This is a genomic window from Curtobacterium sp. MCLR17_034, from assembly GCF_003234485.1.
GTDB lineage: Bacteria > Actinomycetota > Actinomycetes > Actinomycetales > Microbacteriaceae > Curtobacterium > Curtobacterium flaccumfaciens.
This window is the reverse complement of the sequence record NZ_QKTH01000001.1, coordinates 331,026-351,477: the sequence shown is the minus strand read 5'-3', so window position 1 is coordinate 351,477 and position 20,452 is coordinate 331,026. Positions and strand designations below refer to the sequence as shown.

The following is a 20,452-nucleotide window of genomic DNA, read 5'->3' as shown; positions in this document are numbered from 1 at the left end:
GGCATGACCGCTCGCACGCTGAGCGCCGCTGTGTCCCACGTGGGGCGCATCCGCGCGAACAACCAGGACTCCGGCTACGCCGGGGCGCACCTGTTCGCGGTGGCGGACGGCATGGGCGGCCACGCCGGCGGTGACGTCGCCTCGGCGATCGCGATCCGACGCATCCGCGAGGTCGACCGCGAGTTCCCGTCGGCGCACGACGCCGAGTTCGCGCTGCAGTCGGCGCTCATCGCGGCGAACCAGCTGATCACCGAGACCGTGTTCGAGCACCAGGAGCTCACCGGCATGGGCACCACGGTGTCGGCGATGATCCGCGTCGGCGAGCAGATCGCGATCGCGCACATCGGCGACTCCCGCATCTACCGTCACCGCGACGGCGAGCTGCAGCAGATCACGTCCGACCACACCTTCGTCCAGCGGCTGGTCGACAGCGGTCGGATCACGCCGGAGGAAGCCGCGGTCCACCCGCGTCGCTCCGTGCTGATGCGCGTGCTCGGCGACGTCGACGCCGCACCCGAGGTCGACACGGCGATCATGGACATCCAGCCGGGCGACCGCTGGCTGCTCTGCTCCGACGGCCTGTCCTCGTACCTGGCCGAAGAGCGCATCCGCCACGCCCTGGCGTCGAACATGGACGCCAACCAGGTCACGCAGCGCCTGGTGAAGGAGACGCTCGACCACGGCGCCCCCGACAACGTCACCGTCGTGGTGATGGACGTCACGGACACCGAACCCGAGGACGACGACGACGCGGCCACCACGGTCGGCTCCGCCGCGGCACCGCTCACCTTCGAGGCGTCGACCGGTCGCAAGCCGATCCGCCTCCCCACGATCCTGCTGCACCCGCTCAAGGTCACCACCGCCCCCGAGGACTCGCACTTCGAGCCCGAGTCCGACCAGTTCTTCGCCGAGCTCATCGCCGAGGACCGCCGACGCCGCATCCGCCGTCGGGTGTCCTGGACCGTTGCGCTCGTGGTCGCCGTCGCCGTGCTCGTCGGCGCGGTGTTCGTCGGCTGGCGGATCACGCAGGACCACTACTACGTCGGCACCGACCGGGGCACCGTCGCGATCTACAAGGGCGTGCAGCAGTCGATCGGGCCGTTGGCGCTGTCGGACGTGTACGAGGACAGCGACATCACGGTCTCGTCGCTGCCGGACTACACCCGCGAGAACGTCCGCTCGACGATCAACGCGCAGTCACTCTCCGACGCACGTGACATCGTCGAGCGCCTGCGCAAGGCCGCCGCGACCGGCGAGGACCAGGCCGGCACCGGTGGGGACGGCGACGCCAGCTCGTCACCGTCGCCCTCGCCGACCCGTTCGCCCTCGCCGAGCCCCACGCGGAGCCCGCGATGAGCAACGCCACGGCCGCCCAGTCCTTCACCCAGGCGATCACGATCAAGCTCCGGGAGCCCGCCCGCGCGCGGAACCTCGAGCTCTTCCTGCTCGTCATCGCGTGCGGCATCTGCGCGGGAGCGATGGCGCTCGTGCAGCTCGGCACCAAGGGCCGGCTGTTCGACCAGTCGGTGCTCTGGGTCGGCGGTGGCATCCTCGGCCTCGCGCTCGTCATGCACGTGGTGCTGCGGGTCGTCGCCAAGAACGCCGACCCGTTCATCCTGCCGATCGCGCTCGTCCTGAACGGCATCGGCATCGCCGAGATCTACCGCATCGACGTCCACAACGGCCTGTCCGGCTGGGACGCGATCGGCGTGAAGCAGATCGTGTGGACGATGCTCGCGATGGTCCTGGCGATCATCACGCTCGTCGCCGTCCGCAACCACCGGTTCCTCCAGCGGTACCGGTACATCTTCATGGCGCTGACGATCGTCCTGCTGCTCCTGCCGATGCTGCCCGGCATCGGCACGAACATCGGCGGCGCGCGGGTCTGGATCAAGATCGGCCCGTTCTCGTTCCAGCCCGGTGAGCTCGCGAAGATCACCATGGCGCTGTTCTTCGCCGGGTACCTCGTCACCGCCCGCGACTCGCTGTCGATCGTCGGCAAGAAGTTCCTCGGCATGACGTTCCCGCGTGCCCGTGACCTCGGCCCGATCCTGGTCATGTGGGGCGCTGCGATGGCCGTCCTCGTGTTCCAGCGCGACCTCGGCACCGCCCTGCTCTACTTCGGCCTGTTCCTGGTGATGATCTACGTCGCCACGGCACGCATCAGCTGGGTCGCGATCGGTCTCACGCTGTTCATCGGTGGAGCCCTCGTCGCACAGAGCGTCCTGGAGTACGTCCGCGGTCGCTTCGAACAGTGGCTCGACCCGTTCAACCAAGAGGTCTTCAGCCGCGACACCCAGGCGAGCTACCAGCTGGTGCAGGGCCTGTTCGGCTTCGCGAACGGCGGCATCACCGGCACCGGGCTCGGGCAGGGCCGGCCGTACATCACGCCGGTCGCCAACGCCGACTACATCGTCGCGTCGCTCGGTGAAGAGCTCGGCCTGATCGGCGTCTTCGCGATCCTCGCCCTCTTCATCGTGTTCGCCTCGCGTGGCATCCGCGTCGGGTTCATGGCGCAGGACGACTTCGGCAAGCTGCTCGGTGTCGGCTTCGGCTTCATCATCGCCCTGCAGGTGTTCGTCGTCGTCGGTGGCATCACCCGGATCATCCCGGTGACCGGTCTGACCACGCCGTTCATGGCCGCCGGTGGTTCCTCGCTCATCGCCAACTGGATCATCGCCGCGATGCTGCTGCGACTCACCGATTCCATCCCAGCCGAACAACGCGTCCAGCAGGGCGCGATCCCCGCCGCGAGCGGGCGGTCTGCGCGCGCGACCAGGAAGGAGCGTCGTCGATGAACCGACAGCTCCGCGGTGTCTCGACCGTCATCGTGCTCATGTTCGTCGCACTCTTCGTGTCGACGACGTCGATCCAGTTCTTCGCGGCCGACTCGTTGCGCGCCGACTCCCGGAACTCCCGAACCATCTTGGACAGTTACTCCACCAAGCGTGGCGCGATCCTCGTCGACGGCAGCCCGATCGCCGAGTCGACCCCGGTGGACGACCAGTACCAGTACCAGCGCAAGTACACGAACGGTGACCTGTACTCCGCGGTCACCGGGTACTTCACGATCGGGCAGGGCAACACCGGCATCGAGAGCGCGGAGAACACCGTGCTCTCGGGCAACTCGGACGCCTCGTTCTTCCAGAACCTCAACTCGATCCTCACAGGCCAGGACGTCCAGGGCGACAACGTCAACCTGACCATCGACCCGGACGTGCAGCAGGCCGCGTACGACGCGCTCGGCACCAACAGCGGCGCCGTCGTCGCGATCCAGCCGAAGACCGGCAAGATCCTCGCGATGGTGTCGAAGCCGAGCTACGACCCGAACTCGCTCACCTCGCACGACACGGCCGAGGTCAAGCGGCAGTACGACGCGCTGCTCGGGGCCGACACCGCTCCGCTGCAGAACCGTGCCATCGGCGGCGACCTGTACACCCCCGGATCGGTGTTCAAGCTCGTGGTGGCCTCCGCGGCACTCGAGGGTGGCAAGTACAACCTCGACTCCACGTTCCCGAACCCGTCGCGACTGCAGCTGCCCGGCACGAGCTCGTACATCAACAACGCCGAGGGCGGCACGTGCGGCGGCGGCGACAAGGTCAAGCTGCGCACGGCAATCCAGTACTCGTGCAACATCCCCTTCGCCGAACTCGGCCAGAAGCTCGGGTACGACGCGATCAAGAGCATGGCCGACAAGTACGGCTTCGGCGACGCGATCGAGATCCCGATGGCGGCGACCGCCAGCCAGTACCCCGACGTCGACTCGACGGCCCAGCTCATGCTGAGCGCCTTCGGCCAGGCGAGCGTCCGGGTCTCCCCGCTGCAGATGGCGATGGTGTCGGCCGGCATCGCGAACGGCGGCAAGGTCATGCAGCCCTCACTCGTCGACTCGATCACCACGAGCGACCTGAAGACGGTCGAGTCCTTCTCCCCGAAGCAGTACAGTGATCCGCTGTCGTCCTCCGAGTCCGCTGACCTCACCGAGGCCATGCAGAGCGTCGTGAGCGCGGGGACCGGTACCAATGCCAAGATCGACGGTGTCGACGTCGCCGGCAAGACCGGCACGGCCGAAGGTGGCACCGGCGATCCCTACACGCTCTGGTTCACGGGGTTCGCCCCCGCCAAGGACCCGGAGGTGGCCGTCGCGGTCGTCGTCGGCAACGGCGGCGGGCTCGGGCAGTCCGGAGTCGGCAACACGGTCGCGGCCCCGGTCGCGAAGAAAGTCATGGAGGCGGTGCTGAACAAATGAGACCCACCAGCGGACTCACCTTCGGTGGGCGGTACCAGCTCTCCTCCCGGGTCGCCATCGGCGGCATGGGCGAGGTGTGGCAGGCGACCGACCTCGTCATCGGCCGAACCGTCGCACTCAAGATCCTCAAGGACGAGTACCTCGGTGACCCCGGCTTCCTCGAGCGCTTCCGCGCCGAGGCCCGGCACGCCGCCCTCGTCAACCACGAGGGCATCGCCAACGTCTTCGACTACGGCGAGGAGGACGGCAGCGCCTACCTCGTGATGGAGCTCGTCCCCGGCGAGGCCCTGTCGACCATGATCGAGCGCGAGCACACGCTCCCGGTCGACAAGGTGCTCGACATCGTCGCGCAGACCGCGAACGCCCTGCAGGCCGCACACGCGGTCGGCCTGGTGCACCGCGACATCAAGCCCGGCAACCTGCTCATCACGCCCGACGGCCGCGTCAAGATCACCGACTTCGGCATCGCGCGCATCGCCGACCAGGTCCCGCTCACCGCGACCGGTCAGGTGATGGGCACGGTGCAGTACCTGTCGCCCGAGCAGGCGAGCGGCCACCCCGCATCGCCGTCGACCGACATCTACTCGCTCGGCATCGTCGCGTACGAGGCCCTGGCGGGTCGTCGTCCGTTCACCGGTGAGTCGCAGGTCGCGATCGCGATGGCGCACATCAACGAGCAGCCGCCGCCGCTGCCCGGGGACATCCCCGAGCCGGTCTCGGCCCTGGTCATCTCGTGCATCGCGAAGAAGCCGGCAGACCGTCCCGCGACGGCCGCGAACCTCGCCCGCGCCGCACAGGCGCTGCGTCGTGGTGACGTCGCCGCGGCCACCGTGGCCGTCCCCGCGATCGCGCAGAACGGCACCGTCGCGTTCAACCCGCCGCAGGGCCAGGGGAACGACGCCGCGACCGCACTCCTCGGCACCCAGGCCGGAGCGATGGCCGGCGGACCGGGCACGCCCCGCTCCCCCGTCTCCGACGAGCCCGAGGAACCGAAGAAGAAGCGCGCCTGGATCTGGTGGGTCGTCGGCATCATCGTCGTGCTCGCCATCGCCGCCGGCGCCGCGTACGCCCTGAACGCGAACAACGCCCCGGAACCCGAGCCCACGAAGTCCTCGAGCACGCCGAAGGCGACCCGTACGCCCACGCAGACCCCGTCCCCCGAACCGACCGAGACCCGCGTCACGGTGTCGGCGGCGGACTACCAGGGGCAGAACGCCGAGCAGGTCGCGAACCAGCTCCGCGCCCGGGGCCTGCAGGCCGAGGTCGTCGCCGGGTCGAACGCGACGTCGTCCGACCAGGTCGGCACCGTCGAGTCGCTCAGCCCCGAGGGCAGTCTGGCCCCCGGGACGCTCGTCACCGTCAAGGCGTTCGGCGACGTGCTGACCGCAGCGGCGCCCGAGCGTGCCACCGGCGGGACCGTCAGCGAGTCCGGTCGTGTGACCTTCAGCTGGCCCGCGTACACGAGCTGCCCCGCCGGGTACTCGGACGTCAGCTACACGTACACGATCGACAACGGCACCGTCCCCTCGAACGGCAGCAGCTCCGGCTCCACCTCCGGTACCGCGGTGACCGTCGCCGGCGCCCAGTACGGCAAGGTGACCCTGTCGTACAAGGTGACCTGCAAGTCGCCGCAGTCCGATTCCTCGGTGGTCTCCGAGTCCTCGCCGGGCGCCCAGGTCGAGTGGACCGAGCCCACGGACCAGGAGACGACGAACCCGGACGACGGGATCAACCCCACCGAGACCCCGCAAGACGACCTGTGAACGACCCCCGGAAGGGGACTGTCGACACCGTTCGGTAACGGTTCGGTCGACCCATCCCCGACCAGCGTCTCACCAGGTGGTGCTGCCGTACACTAGCCCGGACGAACAGACGGAGGAGTACGTGCCAGAAGGTGTGACCGCGGGGATCACGCTCCTCGCCAATCGCTACGAGATCGGTGACGTCATCGGTCGGGGCGGCATGGCGACCGTGCACCTCGGCAACGACACCCGCCTCGGCCGCAAGGTCGCGGTGAAGCTCCTCAAGCCGAGCCTCGCCAACGACCCGGCCTTCCGCACGCGGTTCCGGCAGGAAGCCCAGGCCGCTGCACGCATGGCCCACCCCACCGTCGTCCGCGTGTACGACGCCGGCGAAGAGACGGTTTCCGAGCCGTCGGGCGCCGAGGTGCAGGTCCCCTTCATCGTCATGGAGTACGTCGAGGGCCGTCCGCTCTCCGACATCATCGCCGAGGGCGCCGTCGCCCCGGACGAAGCCGTGCGCATCACCGAGGGCATCCTCACCGCGCTCGAGTACTCGCACCGTGCGGGCGTGGTCCACCGCGACATCAAGCCCGCCAACGTCATGGTCACCCACACCGGCCAGGTCAAGGTCATGGACTTCGGCATCGCCCGGGCCATCACCGACACCTCGGCGACGGTCGCGCAGACCACGTCGATCCTCGGAACCGCCTCGTACTTCTCACCGGAGCAGGCCCGCGGCGAGACCGTCGACGCCCGCACCGACCTCTACTCCACCGGCGTCGTGCTCTTCGAGCTCCTCACCGGTCGCGCACCGTTCCTCGGGGACACCCCGGTGGCGGTCGCCTACCAGCACGTCAGCGAGCAGCCGGTCGCACCGTCGACGATCTCGCCCGACGTGTCCCCGGCTCTCGACGCCGTGACCCTCCACGCCCTGGTCAAGGACCGCACGCGCCGGTTCCAGAACGCGGCCGAGTTCCGCTCGGACCTGCAGCAGGCCGCAGCCGGCCGGGTGCCCGCGTCCACGAAGAAGCAGCAGCAGAACGCGGCGAACGACGCCTCGACCGTGCTCTTCGGCGTCGACCCCCGCACGACGACCAACGCCGCATCGGCGTTCCGCGAGCTCGACGACGACACCGCCGAGCACCGACCGCAGCGCACGCAGAACCGTCCCCCGGTCGCGTGGATCTGGGTCGGGATCCTGCTCACCGTCGCGGTCATCGTCGCCGTGGTGTTCTTCGTCGCGAACCTGCAGCCGGGCAAGCCGCCGGTGTCGTCCTCGGTCAGCGTGCCCAACGTGGCGGGGTCGACCTACAGCGCCGCGGCCAGCGCCCTCGACAAGAAGGACCTCAAGCCCGTCAAGGTCGAGGAGAACTCCGACAGCGTCGACAAGGGCACGGTCATCCGGACGGACCCGGGCTCCGGGGTGAACGTCGGGCGCAACCAGAACGTCGACGTCGTGGTCTCCCTCGGCCCGGAACGCGTCCCCGTGCCCGAGCTCAACGGGCAATCGCAAGCGGCTGCGCAACAGTCCCTCGACGATGCCGGATTCCGCCTCGGCGCGATCTCGAGTGACTACTCGGCCGACGTCCCTGAGGGCACGGTGCTGAGCTCGGACCCCGAGTCGGGTTCACTGCACACCAAGGGCATCGTGATCAACCTCACGATCTCCAACGGCAAGGTGCAGCTGCCCGACGTGACGCAGCAGCAGTACTCGGCGGCGAAGGCCACCGTCGAGCAGCTCGGGCTCACCGTGAACCCGGCGCCGTCCTACTCGTGCACCGGCGGACTCGTGACCCAGCAGGACACCCCTGCCGGAGACGTCACCCAGGGCAGTGCCGTCACGCTCACCTACTGCGCACGAGCTGCGGCGCCGCCGAAGGCACCGTCGTCGAACAACGACAAGAACGACAGCGGCGGGAACAACGATCGCGGCGACGACCAGGGTGACGACGGCCGCTGAGCCGACCGTCTCGTGACGCGACCGTCCTGACGGGCGGGTGACGGGCCTCCCGTCCGCCCTCCGTGCCCACAGGCACGTTTGCTCGTCGCCTCCGCTCCTGACGGCCTGGAGGCACGGTGCCCGCCCGCAACCGACCGCACGTCACGCAGACGGTGCGATCCAGCGCCCGGGAGACGCCGTCGTGTCAGCAAGACGCCCCGGAACGGACGAGACGCCGCCGGATCCGGCGGCGTCTCGGTGACACGACGGCGTCTGCCGCCATGGGATGTTCGTCAGGCGCGGTGCGTCGCGATGAGCGGCCCGAGGTCGGCGGCGCGCTCAGCTGCGCCGGACAGCCCGGTGGTCTCGAGCCAGTTACCGACCATGCGGTACCCGCCCTCGGTCAGGACCGACTCCGGGTGGAACTGCACGCCGAACACAGGGTGCGCCCGGTGCTGGACGCCCATGATGACCCCGCCCTCGGTGCGCGCAGTCACGGTGAGTTCGTCGGGGACGGTACCGTCGACGATCGCGAGCGAGTGGTAGCGCGTGGCCGTGAAGGGGTGCGGGACACCGGCGAAGAGCGCGCTGTCGTCGTGGTCGACCTCGGAGGTCTTGCCGTGCATGAGCTCCTCGGCGTGCGTGACCGTGGCGCCGAGTGCCTCCGCGATGGCCTGGTGTCCCAGGCAGACGCCGAGCAGCGGGGTCTCGGCGGCGATGGCCGCGTGCACCGTAGGGATCGAGACGCCGGCAGCCGCCGGTGTTCCCGGGCCGGGCGACAGCAGCACGCCGTCGTACTCGGCGATGCGGTCGGCAATCTCGGACTCGGGGAAGGCATCGTTGCGCACGACATCGGTCTCGGCGCCGAGCTGCTGCACGTACCCGTTGAGCGTGTAGACGAAGCTGTCGTAGTTGTCGACGACGAGGATCCTGGTCATGGCGGTTCACCGTACTCGTGGGGGATGTGTGCGGCGGTCCGCGGGCCGATCCACACACGTGGTCACGGTAGGATACCGGCCATGGCCAAGGACAAGGACCGCACCAAGCCCGCCCGGACGACCCGAGCTGACTCGGTCGACACCGCGGGGGACGCCCCGAACCCGGTGTGGTTCAAGCCGGTCATGTTCGGCTTCATGCTCATCGGTCTGGTGTGGGTGATCGTCTTCTACATCTCGAACGCCACGCTGCCGGTTCCGAGCCTCGGCTCGTGGAACATCGTCGTCGGCTTCGGCATCATGTTCGTCGGCTTCCTCATGACCACCCGCTGGCGCTGACCCTCAGCCCGCTGTTCTCCCGACGCCCGTCGCACCGCAAGGTGCGGCGGGCGTCGTCGTTCTCCACAAGCTCAAGCGCTCCTGGAACGCACATCCTCGAGGATCCCACCGTTCTCCACACTTTTCCCCATTCTCCACACCGTCATCCACATCCCGACCCCGGAGTTATCCACAACCGATTCCACAGTGGGGATAATCACACTGGTGTAACTCACCGACTTCTCCACACCGGTGGATAACTCGCAGCAGCGCTGTGGACAGCTGTGGACGAGCAGGACACGGACAGCCCTGGGAACGACGAACGCCCCGCCGCAGTGCGACGGGGCGTTCGGGGAGCGTTGTGCCCGTGTCAGCCGATCGTGACCGCGTACCCCACAGCGGTGAGCGCGATGCCGAGCACCGCCGCGCCGATGATCAGCGCGATCTGCAGCGGACGCTTCCGGATGTTGCGCGTCTGTGCGAAGACGAACCCCATCAGGAAGCCGCCGATGATCCCGCCGACGTGCGCCTGCCACGAGATGTTGACGCCGGGCAGGAACCCGATGACCAGGTTCAGTCCCATGAGCACGAGGAGCTGCACGGCGTTGTTCCCCAGGCTGCGCTGCAGCACGAAGAACGCGGCGAACAGCCCGAAGATCGCACCCGAAGCACCCAGCACGGTCGTCCCCGGCGCCAGGAAGGTGACGAGCATGGACCCGAAGATCCCCGTGATGAAGTACAGCGCCACGAACCGCCAGGTGCCGAGCATGTTCTCGAGCATCCGACCGAAGATCCAGAGCGCCCACATGTTGAACAGGATGTGGAAGATGCCCGAGTGCACGAACAGCGAGGTCACCACACGCCAGGGCTGCGTCGGCAGCAGCAGCGAGTTGTAGGCGAGCAAGCTCGTGAAGAACCGCCCGCTGACCTGGTCGAGCAACCAGATCGCCACCGTGATCGCCACGATGACGGTCGTGCCCTTCTGGTCGAGCATGGCGAAGCGCCGCCGAGCGACCGTGAGCCCACTGGGGGCTCCGGACGCTCGGCGGTTCGCTGCGAACTGTGCGCGCTGTTCACGCACGCACTCCGGGCAGTGCACCCCGACCGCCGCCGGCGTCTGGCACTCCGGGCAGATCGTCCGCCCACAGCGCTGGCAGAGCACGAAGCTCTGCCGGTCCGGATGCCGGTAGCAGGTGTTGTTCGGGTTGTACGCCTGGTCGGTCACGTGCTGGTCAGACGCCTTCGACGTCGATGCTCTGGATGACGACGTCCTCGACGGGCTTGTCACGACCGTCGGTCGGGACGCCCTCGATCGCGTCGACGACCGCACGGGACTCGTCGTCGGCGACCTCACCGAAGATGGTGTGCTTGCCCTGCAGCCACGGCGTCGCCACCGTGGTGATGAAGAACTGCGAGCCGTTGGTGCCGCGGCCGCCCTGGATGCCGGCGTTCGCCATGGCGAAGATGTAGGGGTTCTGGAACGTGAGCTCCGGGGAGATCTCGTCGTCGAAGCGGTACCCGGGGCCACCGATGCCCTGGCCGAGCGGGTCGCCGCCCTGGATCATGAAGTCCTTGATGATGCGGTGGAAGATCACGCCGTCGTAGAGCTTGTCGGTCGAGACCTTGCCCGTGCCGGGGTGGGTCCACTCCTGCTGGCCCGTGGCGAGGTCGACGAAGTTCTTGACGGTCTTCGGTGCGTGGTTGCCGAACAGGTTGACGCGGATGTCGCCCTTGTTGGTGTGGATCGTTGCGACAGCGGTGTGCAGAGACATGTTCCGATTCTCGCATGTACTCCTGACCGCGGACGGATTGCACAGCTGCGGTTCCGTGACCTGTCAGGCAGTGTGGTGGCAGGATGGGGTCACGCCGATCCGATGGAGGTACCAGATGACGACGATCGAGATCCCGCGAAAGCGTCGGAAGCAGATCAAGAAGCTCAAGGGCCAGACCGCCTCGCTCCTCGGCGAGCAGCGCAAGGTCCTCGAGCACGCGAACGCGATCCTGGCTGAGGCCCGGTCGAACGCCGCGGACGCAGCTCGCAAGGACATCGCACCCCGCGTGCAGAACGCGATCGACAACGGGATCCGTCCCGCGTTCGCCACCGGCGTGCACGCTGCCACCTCGGCAGCGCAGAGCGCTTCGCACAAGTTCCAGTCCGAGGTGGTCCCCGGACTCGTCTCGACCGCTGGCTCGGTGCTGAGCGTGACCGACCTCGCGAAGGACCCCCGGGTCAAGAAGATCGTGAAGAACGCGCACAAGAAGAGCAAGAGCGCGAAGAAGGCTGCCGCGAAGTACGTCCCGTCGCAGCAGAAGAAGGGTCTCGGCTTCGGCGGAGTCGCACTCATCATCGTCGGCGTCGTCGCCGTCGCCGGTGCTGCGTACGCCGCGTACCAGACGCTCCGCGCCGACGACGACCTGTGGGTCGCCGACGACGCTGACACGGCGGAGAAGCCCGCCGCCTGACCTCCCGGTTCGTACGAAGGGCCCCGGCTGCTGCCGGGGCCCTTCGTCGTTCCCCGGGCACGCACTGAACCTGCGCACCGCGTGCCGTGAACGCACCCACCCACCGACCTGGAGGCCCGCGCCGACCTGGCACCGCGCCTCCCGTCCGCCACGCGCTCACGCAACGCGCCCCGGTGACGCCACCGAGAGGTCGCAACCCGTCGTGCGGAGGACGCGCAGACGACAGTTCCAGCCACCTCGGCGAACCGCACGCGGCATGTCGTGACCACTCGACGAGGATGACGCGGTGGCGGACCGAGCAATCGCGGAGCGGCGCGTCGCCGAAGGCACGCAGACCAGCACGACGACCGAGCCGCCCGCGACGATCGCGCCGCAGGGGCGGCGGCGCGCATGGGCACAGAACGAAGCCCCTGGGAAGACGACGGAGTCGGCAACCAGGGGCTGATGCGAGTGGAGCCTGGGAGAATCGAACTCCCGACATCCTGCTTGCAAAGCAGGCGCTCTACCAACTGAGCTAAGGCCCCGAGTGCCACCGAGGTGATCGGCGACAGGATGGGATTGTCGTGCTGTTCCGGAGAACTGGTGGGGCTACAAGGACTTGAACCTTGGACCTCTTCGTTATCAGCGAAGCGCTCTAACCGCCTGAGCTATAGCCCCTCAGACCGGATGAAAGCCTACCGTACGATCCCGCCGGAACGAAATCGAGCAGTGGGCCCATCCGGCCCGGGTGTGTCAGTTGTTCGTGAAGCCCACGAGCAGACCGCCCGTGATCCGAACACTGAGGTTGTAGAGCACGCTCACGATGGCGCCGAGCACGGTGCCGACGACCACGTTGAGGATGCCCACGACGATGGAGAACCCGAGGACCTGGCCCAGCGAGAACTGGTCCATGATCGAGTAACTGTTCTGCCCGGTGACGTCCTTCAACAGGGCGTCGACCTGGGTGAACACACCCGTCTGGTTGAGGATGACCCACACCAGTGCCGTGGCGACCACGATCACGATGCTGCCGGCCAGGGCGATGAGGAAGCTCAGCTTCACCATCGACCAGAAGTCGACGTAGACCAGTCGCAACCGCACCTGGCGGGTGCCGACGGGTCGCTTCGCCTTCTTCTGGAGCTTCTCGGCGACACTACTCATTGCTTGACTGGTCCTCTCCGGCCTCGTCTGCGACGGGCTCGGTGTCGATGGGATCAGTGGAATCCGGGGCCGCTTCGGCAGGGCTGACCGTCTCCACCGGGCCCGCGGGCTCGATCTCGGCGTCGTCCTGGTCGTCCAGGTTCCGCTCGGTGTTCCGGGCCACCGCGATGATCCGGTCGTTCTCCGCGAACCTCGCGAAGACGACGCCCATCGTGTCACGGCCCTTGGCAGGGACCTCGGCCACGGCAGACCTTACCACCTTGCCCGATTGCAGCACGACGAGCACCTCGTCGTCCTCGCCGACGATGAGAGCGCCCACAAGATCGCCTCGGTCGAGCGCCAACTTGGCCACCTTGATGCCCAGACCACCACGGCCCTGCACCCGGTACTGGTCGACCGCGGTGCGCTTGGCGTAGCCGCCCTCGGTCATCACCCAGACGAAGCCGTCGTCGGAGACGACGCGGGCCGCGAGCAGCGAGTCGCCGTCGCGGAAGGACATGCCCTTCACACCCGAGGTCGAGCGACCCATCGGACGCAGGGTGTCGTTCGTCGCCGTGAACCGGAGCGACATGCCCTGGCGGGACACCAGGAGCAGGTCGTCGTGCTCGTCGACGAGCAGCGCCTGCCGGAGCTTGTCGCCGTCGCGCAGGTTGATCGCGATGATGCCGCCGGTGCGGTTCGTGTCGTACTCGGTGAGCGCGGTCTTCTTCACCAGACCGTGCTCGGTCGCGAGGACGAGGTACTGCGCGACCTCGTAGTCGCGGATGTCGAGCACCTGCTGGATCTGCTCGTCGGGCTGCATCGCGAGCAGGTTCGCGACGTGCTGGCCCTTCGCGTCGCGGCCGGCCTCCTGCAGCTCGTACGCCTTGGCGCGGTAGACCCGGCCCTGGTCGGTGAGGAACAGGAGCCAGTGGTGCGTCGTCGTGACGAAGAAGTGCTCGACGATGTCGTCGGCGCGAAGCTGGGCCCCGCGGACACCTCGGCCGCCACGGTGCTGCGAGCGGTACTGGTCGCTGCGCGTGCGCTTGACGTAGCCACCGCGGGTGATGGTGACGACCATCTCCTCTTCGGGGATCAGGTCTTCCATCGACATGTCGCCGTCGTAGCCGAACATGATCTCGGTACGGCGGTCGTCGCCGAAGCGGTCGACGATCTCGCTCAACTCGTCGCGGATGATCGAGCGCTGGCGGCTCTCCGATCCGAGGATGTCCTGGAAGTCGGCGATCTTGCGCTCGAGCTCTTCGGCCTCGTCGTGGATCTTCTGACGCTCGAGGGCGGCGAGACGACGGAGCTGCAGCTCGAGGATCGCGCGCGCCTGGATCTCGTCGACGGACAGCAGGTCCATCAGCCCGGTGCGGGCTTCTTCGACGTCGGGCGAGCGACGGATCAGCGCGATGACCTCGTCGAGGGCGTCGAGCGCAGCGAGGTAGCCGCGCAGGATGTGGGCGCGCTTCTCGGCCTCGCGCAGCCGGAACTGCGTGCGGCGGACGATGACGTCGACCTGGTGGGCGACCCACGCCGAGATGAAGCCGTCGAGCGGCAGGGTGCGGGGCACCCCGTCGACGATCGCGAGCATGTTCGCGCCGAAGTTCTCCTGCAGCTGGGTGTGCTTGTACAGGTTGTTCAGCACGACCTTGGCGACGGCGTCACGCTTCAGCACGATGACCAGGCGCTGCCCGGTGCGGCCGGAGGTCTCGTCACGGATGTCGGCGACACCGGCGAGCTTGCCGTCCTTGACCAGCTCGGCGATCTTGATCGCCAGGTTGTCCGGGTTGACCTGGTACGGCAGCTCGGTGACGACGAGGCAGGTGCGACCCTGGATCTCCTCCACCGAGACCACGGCCCGCATCGTGATCGAGCCACGGCCGGTGCGGTAAGCGTCCTGGATGCCCTTGGTACCGAGCACCTGCGCACCCGTCGGGAAGTCCGGGCCCTTGATGCGCTGCATGAGCGCGGCGAGCAGCTCTTCACGGGTGGCGTCGGGGTTGTCGAGCGCCCACTTGGCACCCTCGGCCACCTCGCGCAGGTTGTGCGGCGGGATGTTCGTGGCCATGCCGACCGCGATGCCGACCGAGCCGTTGACGAGCAGGTTCGGGAACCGGGCCGGCAGGATCGCCGGCTCCTGGGTGCGGCCGTCGTAGTTGTCCTGGAAGTCGACGGTGTCCTCGTCGATGTCGCGGACCATCTCGAGCGCGAGCGGCGCCATCTTCGTCTCGGTGTACCGCGGAGCGGCGGCGCCGTCGTTGCCCGGCGAACCGAAGTTGCCCTGGCCGAGCGCGAGCGGGTACCGGAGCGACCACGGCTGCACCAGGCGGACGAGGGCGTCGTAGATCGCCGAGTCACCGTGCGGGTGGAACTGGCCCATGACGTCACCGACGACGCGGGAGCACTTCGAGAACGCACGGTCCGGGCGGTAGCCGCCGTCGAACATCGCGTAGATCACACGGCGGTGCACCGGCTTGAGGCCGTCGCGGACCTCCGGCAGGGCACGACCGACGATGACCGACATCGCGTAGTCGAGGTACGAGCGCTGCATCTCGAGCTGCAGGTCGACCTGCGAGATGCGGTCACCGGAGACGACGATGTCCCCGCTGTCGCCGTGGACGATCTCGGGCTGCTCGTCGGCGCCGTTCTCGTTGTCGTCAGCCATGTGGCTTCGTTCCCTTTCTGGACAGCCTGGAGGCTGTGGTTCCGTTGGTCGCACCGGGCGCGACCACAGGTGGTCAGGACTGGTCGACGCGGCTCACGCCGCGCCTCCTGGCCGTTAGATGTCGAGGAAGCGGACGTCCTTGGCGTTCTGCTGGATGAACTGGCGACGCGCGTCGACGTCCTCACCCATCAGCGTCGAGAAGGTGCTGTCCACCGCAGCCGCGTCCTCGAGCGTGACCTGCAGGAGCGTGCGGGTGTCCGGGTTCATCGTGGTGTCCCAGAGCTCCTTGTAGTCCATCTCGCCGAGGCCCTTGTAGCGCTGGATGCCGTTGTCCTTCGGGATGCGCTTACCGGCTGCGAGGCCGGCCTGCATCAGGGCGTCGCGCTCCCGGTCGCTGAACACGTACTCGTGCGCCGAGTTCGACCACTTCAGGCGGTAGAGCGGCGGCTGCGCGAGGTACACGTAGCCGTGCTCGATGAGCGGACGCATGTAGCGGAACAGCAGCGTGAGCAGCAGCGTGGTGATGTGCTGGCCGTCGACGTCGGCATCGGCCATCAGCACGATCTTGTGGTACCGGGCCTTGTCCGGGTCGAAGTCCTCACCGATGCCGGCACCGAACGCCGTGATCATCGACTGGATCTCCTGGTTGGCGAGGGCGCGGTCGAGCCGGGCCTTCTCGACGTTCAGGATCTTGCCGCGCAGGGGCAGGATCGCCTGGGTCATCGGGTTGCGGCCCTGCACGGCGGAACCGCCGGCGGAGTCGCCCTCGACCATGAAGATCTCCGACACGGTCGGGTCCTTCGACTGGCAGTCCTTGAGCTTGCCGGGCATGCCGCCCGACTCGAGCAGCCCCTTGCGGCGGGTGGTCTCGCGCGCCTTGCGGGCGGCGAGCCGCGCCTGCGACGCCTGGATCGCCTTGCGGACGACGTCGCGTGCCTGCGTCGGGTTGCTCTCGAACCAGTGGGTCAGCTCGGTGCCGACGACGCGCTGCACGAACGACTTCGCCTCGGTGTTGCCGAGCTTGGTCTTCGTCTGCCCCTCGAACTGCGGCTCGCCGAGCTTCACGGAGATGACGGCCGTCAGCCCTTCACGGATGTCGTCACCCGTGAGGTTGTCGTCCTTCTCCTTGATGATCTTCGTCTCGCGCGCGTAGCGGTTGACGAGGGTCGTCAGTGCTGCACGGAAGCCCTCTTCGTGGGTGCCGCCCTCGTGCGTGTTGATCGTGTTCGCGAAGGTGTGGACGCTCTCCTGGTACGAGGTGTTCCACTGCATCGCGACCTCGAGCGCGATCTTGCGCTCCGGGTCCTCGGACTCGAAGCCGATGACGTCCGGGTGGACGAGGTCGGCCTTCTTCTGCGCGTTGATGTACTCGACGTAGTCGGCGAGACCACGCTCGTACATGAAGGTGTCGTTGCGGGCCTCTTCCCCTTCTTCCGGGGCGCGCTCGTCGCGGAGGTTGATCCGCAGGCCCTTGTTCAGGAAGGCCATCTGCTGGAACCGCGTGCGCAGGGTCTCGTAGTCGAAGACGACGGACTCGAAGATCTCGGCGTTCGGCCAGAACGTGATCGTCGTGCCGGTCTCGTCGGTTTCTTCGTCCTTGGAGACGGGCGCGACGGGGACACCGTCGGTGTAGCTCTGGCGCCAGACGTGGCCCTGGCGACGGACCTCGACGTCGAGCTCGGAGCTCAGCGCGTTCACGACGGACGAACCGACGCCGTGCAGACCGCCGGAGACGGCGTACCCGCCACCGCCGAACTTGCCGCCGGCGTGCAGGACGGTGAGGACGACCTGCAGGGTCGAGACCCCCTCGGCCGCGTGGACGTCGACCGGGATGCCACGGCCGTTGTCGACGACGCGGACGCCACCGTCTTCACGGATGCTCACGTCGATGGTGTCGCAGTACCCGGCGAGGGCTTCGTCGACGGAGTTGTCGACGATCTCCTGGACCAGGTGGTGCAGGCCGCGAGGGCCGGTCGAACCGATGTACATACCCGGGCGCTTGCGGACGGCCTCGAGCCCCTCGAGCACCTGAATCTGGTCTGCGCCGTAGGACGGTTCGCTCTGCGGGGTCTCCGCGCCGAGCGGGTTCTGCCGGTCGTCTTCAGATTCTGCTGCCATGTCGAGCGTGCTCCTGCCTGCGCGCGGAACGCCCGCGCACTGCACCTCCCAGTCTACCGCAGAGCCCCCTCTTTCGAGGGCTCATCTGCCCCGCAGACGGGCTTTTCTGGCACTCCAGGATGATTTCGTCGCCTCAACCGTAGGTGTCGCGAGGACCGCGCCCCTGGACCGTCCTGGGGCCGCGTTTCCACGTGGGGGCGTCCGGGCCGGAAACCCTGATCGACTCGACCCCGGCTTCGGGGTGCCGTTCCGCGATGGTCGTAGTGACCGTCGCACGCATCAGTCGGAGCTGGGTCGCCCAGGCCGTCGAGTCGCACCGGATGACGAGTGCGCCGTCCTCGATGGTCACCGGTCGGGAGTGCTTCGCCAGCTCCTCGCCGACGACGCTCGGCCAGTCCACGAAGAGCTCGGAGCGGGCGAGGGGTTCGGTCCAACCGAGTTCCTGGGCGAGCGAACCGACGATGTCCGCGAGGCCCTTCGGCTCACGGCCGCGCCCGTACGGCACGGTGTCGGCGTCGAACTCGCGGACACGGCGGCGGCGGGCATCGGTGCCGCGCTTGGACGGGTCACCGAACACCGCGCGCAGGTGGCGGTACACCTGCGAGGGTTCGGTGGGCTTGCGGGGCTTCGGCATCAGGCGTCGGCTTCGGTCGGGTCCGTCTTGCTGTCCGCATCCGTCGGCTCGGTCGCGTCGGTCGCGTCCGCCTCGTCGGTCACGTCGGTCGCGTCCGTCGCGTCCGTCGCGTCCGTCGCCGGACTGGAGGCCCGGGTCGCGTCCGCCTCGTCGGTCACGATCGTGCCCGCCTCGATCCGCACGGTGTGCGCCGCCAGCTTCGGGGGCACGTCGTTGAACACCGCGGCCGTGATGAGCACCTGCTCGTAGTCGGCGACGGCGTTCGCCAGCCGTTCCCGCCGCGATTCGTCGAGTTCGGCGAAGACGTCGTCGAGGATGATGATCGGGTCACCCAGGTTCGACTCGGCGCGCAGGATCGAGGCGCTCGCGAGCTGGATGGCCAGCGCGAAGGACCAGGATTCGCCGTGGCTCGCGTACCCGCGGGCTGGTAACCCGTTGAGCTGGAACAGAACGTCGTCCCGGTGCGGTCCGACGAGGGTGAGCCCGCGGTCGAGTTCGTCCCGGCGACGACGCTCGAGCGCGGCCGCGAAGGCCTCGGCCGCCGACGCGACCGTGACGGGCTCGTCGGGGGTCCCGAGCACGGGGTCGGTGGCTGCCGCGGACTCGGGGTCGCCACCGCGGATCGACAGGACGCCGGTGATCGAGGCGTCGTGGTGCTCGCCGGCGACGGTCGCGTAGGCCTCGGCCACGAAGGGAGCGAGCCGCCGGGTCAGGTGGTCACGGGCCGCGACGATCTCCGCGCCGAGTCCGACGAGCCGGTCGTCCCAGACGTCGAGCGTCGACAGGGCGTTCGCCTTCGCGCCGGTGGCACGGGCCGACTTCAGCAGGGTGTTCCGCTGGCGGAGCGTGCGGTCGTAGTCGGCGAGCACGCCCTGCATCCGCGGTGCGATCTGGCCGAGCAGCTCGTCGAGCATCCGGCGTCGCCCGGCCGGCTCGCCCCGCACGAGGGCGAGGTCCTCCGGGGCGAAGAGCACACTCGTGCAGTAGCGCGGCAGCTCGCGCGGTTTGATCGCGGAGCGGTTCACCTGCGCACGGTTCGCACCGGTGCGGTTGATCTGCACCTCGGCGAGGATGCTGCGGTCCTCGTGGGCGAGCCGTGCCCGGACGATCGCGGCGTCGCATCCCTGACGGACGAGAGCAGCGTCGGTTGGGACGCGGTGCGAGCCGAGGGTGGACAGGTACCCGATCGCCTCGACCAGGTTGGTCTTGCCCTGTCCGTTGCGACCGACGAACAGGTTCGGCCCGCGTGCGAGGTCGACGTCCGCCTCCCGGTAGTTCCGGAAGTCGGTCAGTTGGAGATGGTCGACGTGCACGCGGGCCGAGTCCGGGTTCCCCCGGGAAGTCCTAGGACTTCTTGACGGCGTGACCGCCGAACTGGTTGCGGAGCGCCGCGACGGCCTTCATCGTCGGCGAGGCGCTGCCCTGACGCGAGACGAAGCGCGCGAAGATCGACGCCGAGAGCGCCGGCATCGGCACGGCGAGCTCGATGCCCTCTTCGAGCGTCCAGCGGCCCTCACCCGAGTCCTCGACGTAGCCCTCGAGCTCGTCGAGCTTCGGGTCCTCGTTCAGCGCGAGCACCATCAGGTCGAGCAGCCAGGAACGGACGACCGTTCCGCGCTGCCAGCCGGCGAACACGGCGGGGACGTCGGTGATCAGGTCCTTGGCTTCGAGGAGCTCGTAGCCCTCGCCGTACGCCTGCATGATCGCGTACTCGATGCCGTTGTGGACCATCTTCGCGTAGTGGCCGGCGCCGATCGGGCCGGCGTGCGAGAAGCCCTCTTCACGGGGACCCTCGGGGCGCAGCGCGTCGAACACGGGCATCGCGAACTCGACGTCCGCGGCGTCACCGCCGACCATGAGGCCGTAGCCGTTGTCCTTGCCCCAGACGCCACCGGAGACGCCGGCGTCCATGTAGCGGATGCCGCGCGCAGCGAGCTGCTCGGCGTGCGTGGTGTCGTCCAGCCACTTCGAGTTGCCACCGTCGATGACCAGGTCGCCCTCGCCGAGGACGCCGGCCAGGTCGGTGATCACGTCGTCGGTGATCTTGCCGTGCGGGACCATGACCCACACGAGACGCTTGCCCTCCGGGAGGGCAGCGGCGAGGGCGCCGAGGTCGGCGACGTCCGAGACGGCGGGGTTCGCGTCGTACCCGGTGACCTCGATCCCTGCGTTGCGGAGACGGGCACGCATGTTGTTGCCCATGCGACCAAGGCCGACAAGACCGATGTGCATGATTTCCTCTTCTGTTCGTCGTCGCGCTGATG

At 68.3% G+C, this 20,452-nt stretch carries 16 protein-coding genes and 2 tRNA genes; 7 read left to right on the top strand and 11 right to left on the bottom strand.

Annotated elements, in window-relative coordinates; all coding sequences use genetic code 11:
* Window positions 1-3 precede the first annotated feature (3 nt).
* The 5 genes from DEI98_RS01765 (at window position 4) to pknB (ending at window position 7,951) form a co-directional block, all read left to right on the top strand.
* Window positions 4-1,356, top strand: a complete 1,353-nt coding sequence (locus DEI98_RS01765; RefSeq protein WP_071404143.1) for a Stp1/IreP family PP2C-type Ser/Thr phosphatase — start codon at window positions 4-6, stop codon at window positions 1,354-1,356.
* On the top strand, window positions 1,353-2,798 hold the full coding sequence (locus DEI98_RS01760; protein ID WP_111099694.1) for an FtsW/RodA/SpoVE family cell cycle protein: 1,446 nt from the start codon (window positions 1,353-1,355) through the stop codon (window positions 2,796-2,798). The genes DEI98_RS01765 and DEI98_RS01760 overlap by 4 nt, the downstream gene beginning before the upstream one ends.
* Window positions 2,795-4,249, top strand: a complete 1,455-nt coding sequence (locus DEI98_RS01755; protein ID WP_110863675.1) for a penicillin-binding protein 2 — start codon at window positions 2,795-2,797, stop codon at window positions 4,247-4,249. The genes DEI98_RS01760 and DEI98_RS01755 overlap by 4 nt, the downstream gene beginning before the upstream one ends.
* Entirely contained in the window at window positions 4,246-6,012 is a 1,767-nt protein-coding gene (locus tag DEI98_RS01750) for a serine/threonine-protein kinase (RefSeq protein WP_111099693.1), read from the top strand. The genes DEI98_RS01755 and DEI98_RS01750 overlap by 4 nt, the downstream gene beginning before the upstream one ends.
* Window positions 6,013-6,133: 121 nt before the next feature.
* Entirely contained in the window at window positions 6,134-7,951 is a 1,818-nt protein-coding gene (gene pknB / locus DEI98_RS01745) for a Stk1 family PASTA domain-containing Ser/Thr kinase (protein WP_258370704.1), read from the top strand.
* 272 nt (window positions 7,952-8,223) lie between these two features.
* Here pknB and DEI98_RS01740 read toward each other — a convergent pair whose 3' ends face one another.
* Window positions 8,224-8,868, bottom strand: a complete 645-nt coding sequence (locus tag DEI98_RS01740) for an aminodeoxychorismate/anthranilate synthase component II (RefSeq protein WP_111022494.1) — start codon at window positions 8,866-8,868, stop codon at window positions 8,224-8,226.
* A gap of 81 nt (window positions 8,869-8,949) precedes the next feature.
* Between DEI98_RS01740 and DEI98_RS01735 the strand changes: the two genes are divergently transcribed.
* On the top strand, window positions 8,950-9,204 hold the full coding sequence (locus DEI98_RS01735) for a cell division protein CrgA (RefSeq protein WP_071404137.1): 255 nt from the start codon (window positions 8,950-8,952) through the stop codon (window positions 9,202-9,204).
* 349 nt (window positions 9,205-9,553) lie between these two features.
* Here the strand turns inward: DEI98_RS01735 and DEI98_RS01730 are convergent, their stop codons facing one another.
* Window positions 9,554-10,408: a rhomboid family intramembrane serine protease gene (locus DEI98_RS01730; RefSeq protein WP_111094124.1), complete on the bottom strand. Its 855-nt coding sequence runs from the start codon at window positions 10,406-10,408 to the stop codon at window positions 9,554-9,556.
* A gap of 7 nt (window positions 10,409-10,415) precedes the next feature.
* A complete protein-coding gene (locus DEI98_RS01725) occupies window positions 10,416-10,955 on the bottom strand; it encodes a peptidylprolyl isomerase (protein WP_027466924.1) in 540 nt (179 codons plus the stop codon).
* Between the two features lie 115 nt (window positions 10,956-11,070).
* On the opposite strand from DEI98_RS01725, the gene DEI98_RS01720 reads away from it, so the two are divergent.
* Window positions 11,071-11,646 carry a hypothetical protein gene (locus tag DEI98_RS01720; protein WP_110863680.1) on the top strand — a complete coding sequence of 192 codons (576 nt, stop codon included), beginning with the start codon at window positions 11,071-11,073 and terminating at the stop codon, window positions 11,644-11,646.
* Window positions 11,647-12,097: 451 nt separating this feature from the next.
* On the opposite strand, the gene DEI98_RS01715 is transcribed toward DEI98_RS01720, so the two are convergent.
* The 8 genes from DEI98_RS01715 to gnd all read right to left on the bottom strand — a co-directional run bounded on the left by DEI98_RS01715 (window position 12,098) and on the right by gnd (window position 20,420).
* Window positions 12,098-12,170 (bottom strand) — tRNA-Ala (locus DEI98_RS01715).
* A 56-nt stretch (window positions 12,171-12,226) separates the two neighbouring features.
* A tRNA-Ile gene (locus DEI98_RS01710) sits at window positions 12,227-12,303 on the bottom strand.
* A 75-nt stretch (window positions 12,304-12,378) separates the two neighbouring features.
* On the bottom strand, window positions 12,379-12,786 hold the full coding sequence (locus tag DEI98_RS01705; RefSeq protein ID WP_027466922.1) for a DUF3566 domain-containing protein: 408 nt from the start codon (window positions 12,784-12,786) through the stop codon (window positions 12,379-12,381).
* Window positions 12,779-15,436 (bottom strand): DNA gyrase subunit A, encoded by a 2,658-nt coding sequence (gene gyrA / locus DEI98_RS01700; RefSeq protein ID WP_071404135.1) that lies wholly within the window; start codon window positions 15,434-15,436, stop codon window positions 12,779-12,781. The genes DEI98_RS01705 and gyrA overlap by 8 nt, the downstream gene beginning before the upstream one ends.
* A 114-nt stretch (window positions 15,437-15,550) precedes the next feature.
* On the bottom strand, window positions 15,551-17,554 hold the full coding sequence (gyrB, locus tag DEI98_RS01695; protein WP_071404134.1) for a DNA topoisomerase (ATP-hydrolyzing) subunit B: 2,004 nt from the start codon (window positions 17,552-17,554) through the stop codon (window positions 15,551-15,553).
* 133 nt (window positions 17,555-17,687) lie between these two features.
* Entirely contained in the window at window positions 17,688-18,188 is a 501-nt protein-coding gene (locus DEI98_RS01690) for a DUF721 domain-containing protein (RefSeq protein ID WP_111099691.1), read from the bottom strand.
* A complete protein-coding gene (gene recF / locus DEI98_RS01685; RefSeq protein WP_111099690.1) occupies window positions 18,188-19,501 on the bottom strand; it encodes a DNA replication/repair protein RecF in 1,314 nt (437 codons plus the stop codon). Before recF ends, DEI98_RS01690 begins: the two co-directional genes overlap by 1 nt.
* A 31-nt stretch (window positions 19,502-19,532) precedes the next feature.
* Window positions 19,533-20,420, bottom strand: coding sequence for a phosphogluconate dehydrogenase (NAD(+)-dependent, decarboxylating) (gene gnd / locus DEI98_RS01680; protein ID WP_110863683.1), 888 nt, complete (start codon window positions 20,418-20,420; stop codon window positions 19,533-19,535).
* Window positions 20,421-20,452 lie beyond the last annotated feature (32 nt).

Excerpts from the sequence above, each read along its gene's own strand:
- DEI98_RS01765 (WP_071404143.1), top strand. The coding sequence starts at position 4 with ATGACCGCTCGCACGCTGAGCGCCGCTGTGTCCCACGTGGGGCGCATC.
- DEI98_RS01760 (WP_111099694.1), top strand. The coding sequence starts at position 1,353 with ATGAGCAACGCCACGGCCGCCCAGTCCTTCACCCAGGCGATCACGATC.
- DEI98_RS01755 (WP_110863675.1), top strand. The coding sequence starts at position 2,795 with ATGAACCGACAGCTCCGCGGTGTCTCGACCGTCATCGTGCTCATGTTC.
- DEI98_RS01750 (WP_111099693.1), top strand. The coding sequence starts at position 4,246 with ATGAGACCCACCAGCGGACTCACCTTCGGTGGGCGGTACCAGCTCTCC.
- DEI98_RS01740 (WP_111022494.1), bottom strand. The coding sequence starts at position 8,868 with ATGACCAGGATCCTCGTCGTCGACAACTACGACAGCTTCGTCTACACG.
- DEI98_RS01735 (WP_071404137.1), top strand. The coding sequence starts at position 8,950 with ATGGCCAAGGACAAGGACCGCACCAAGCCCGCCCGGACGACCCGAGCT.
- DEI98_RS01725 (WP_027466924.1), bottom strand. The coding sequence starts at position 10,955 with ATGTCTCTGCACACCGCTGTCGCAACGATCCACACCAACAAGGGCGAC.
- DEI98_RS01720 (WP_110863680.1), top strand. The coding sequence starts at position 11,071 with ATGACGACGATCGAGATCCCGCGAAAGCGTCGGAAGCAGATCAAGAAG.
- DEI98_RS01705 (WP_027466922.1), bottom strand. The coding sequence starts at position 12,786 with ATGAGTAGTGTCGCCGAGAAGCTCCAGAAGAAGGCGAAGCGACCCGTC.
- gyrA (WP_071404135.1), bottom strand. The coding sequence starts at position 15,436 with ATGGCTGACGACAACGAGAACGGCGCCGACGAGCAGCCCGAGATCGTC.
- gyrB (WP_071404134.1), bottom strand. The coding sequence starts at position 17,554 with ATGGCAGCAGAATCTGAAGACGACCGGCAGAACCCGCTCGGCGCGGAG.
- DEI98_RS01690 (WP_111099691.1), bottom strand. The coding sequence starts at position 18,188 with ATGCCGAAGCCCCGCAAGCCCACCGAACCCTCGCAGGTGTACCGCCAC.
- gnd (WP_110863683.1), bottom strand. The coding sequence starts at position 20,420 with ATGCACATCGGTCTTGTCGGCCTTGGTCGCATGGGCAACAACATGCGT.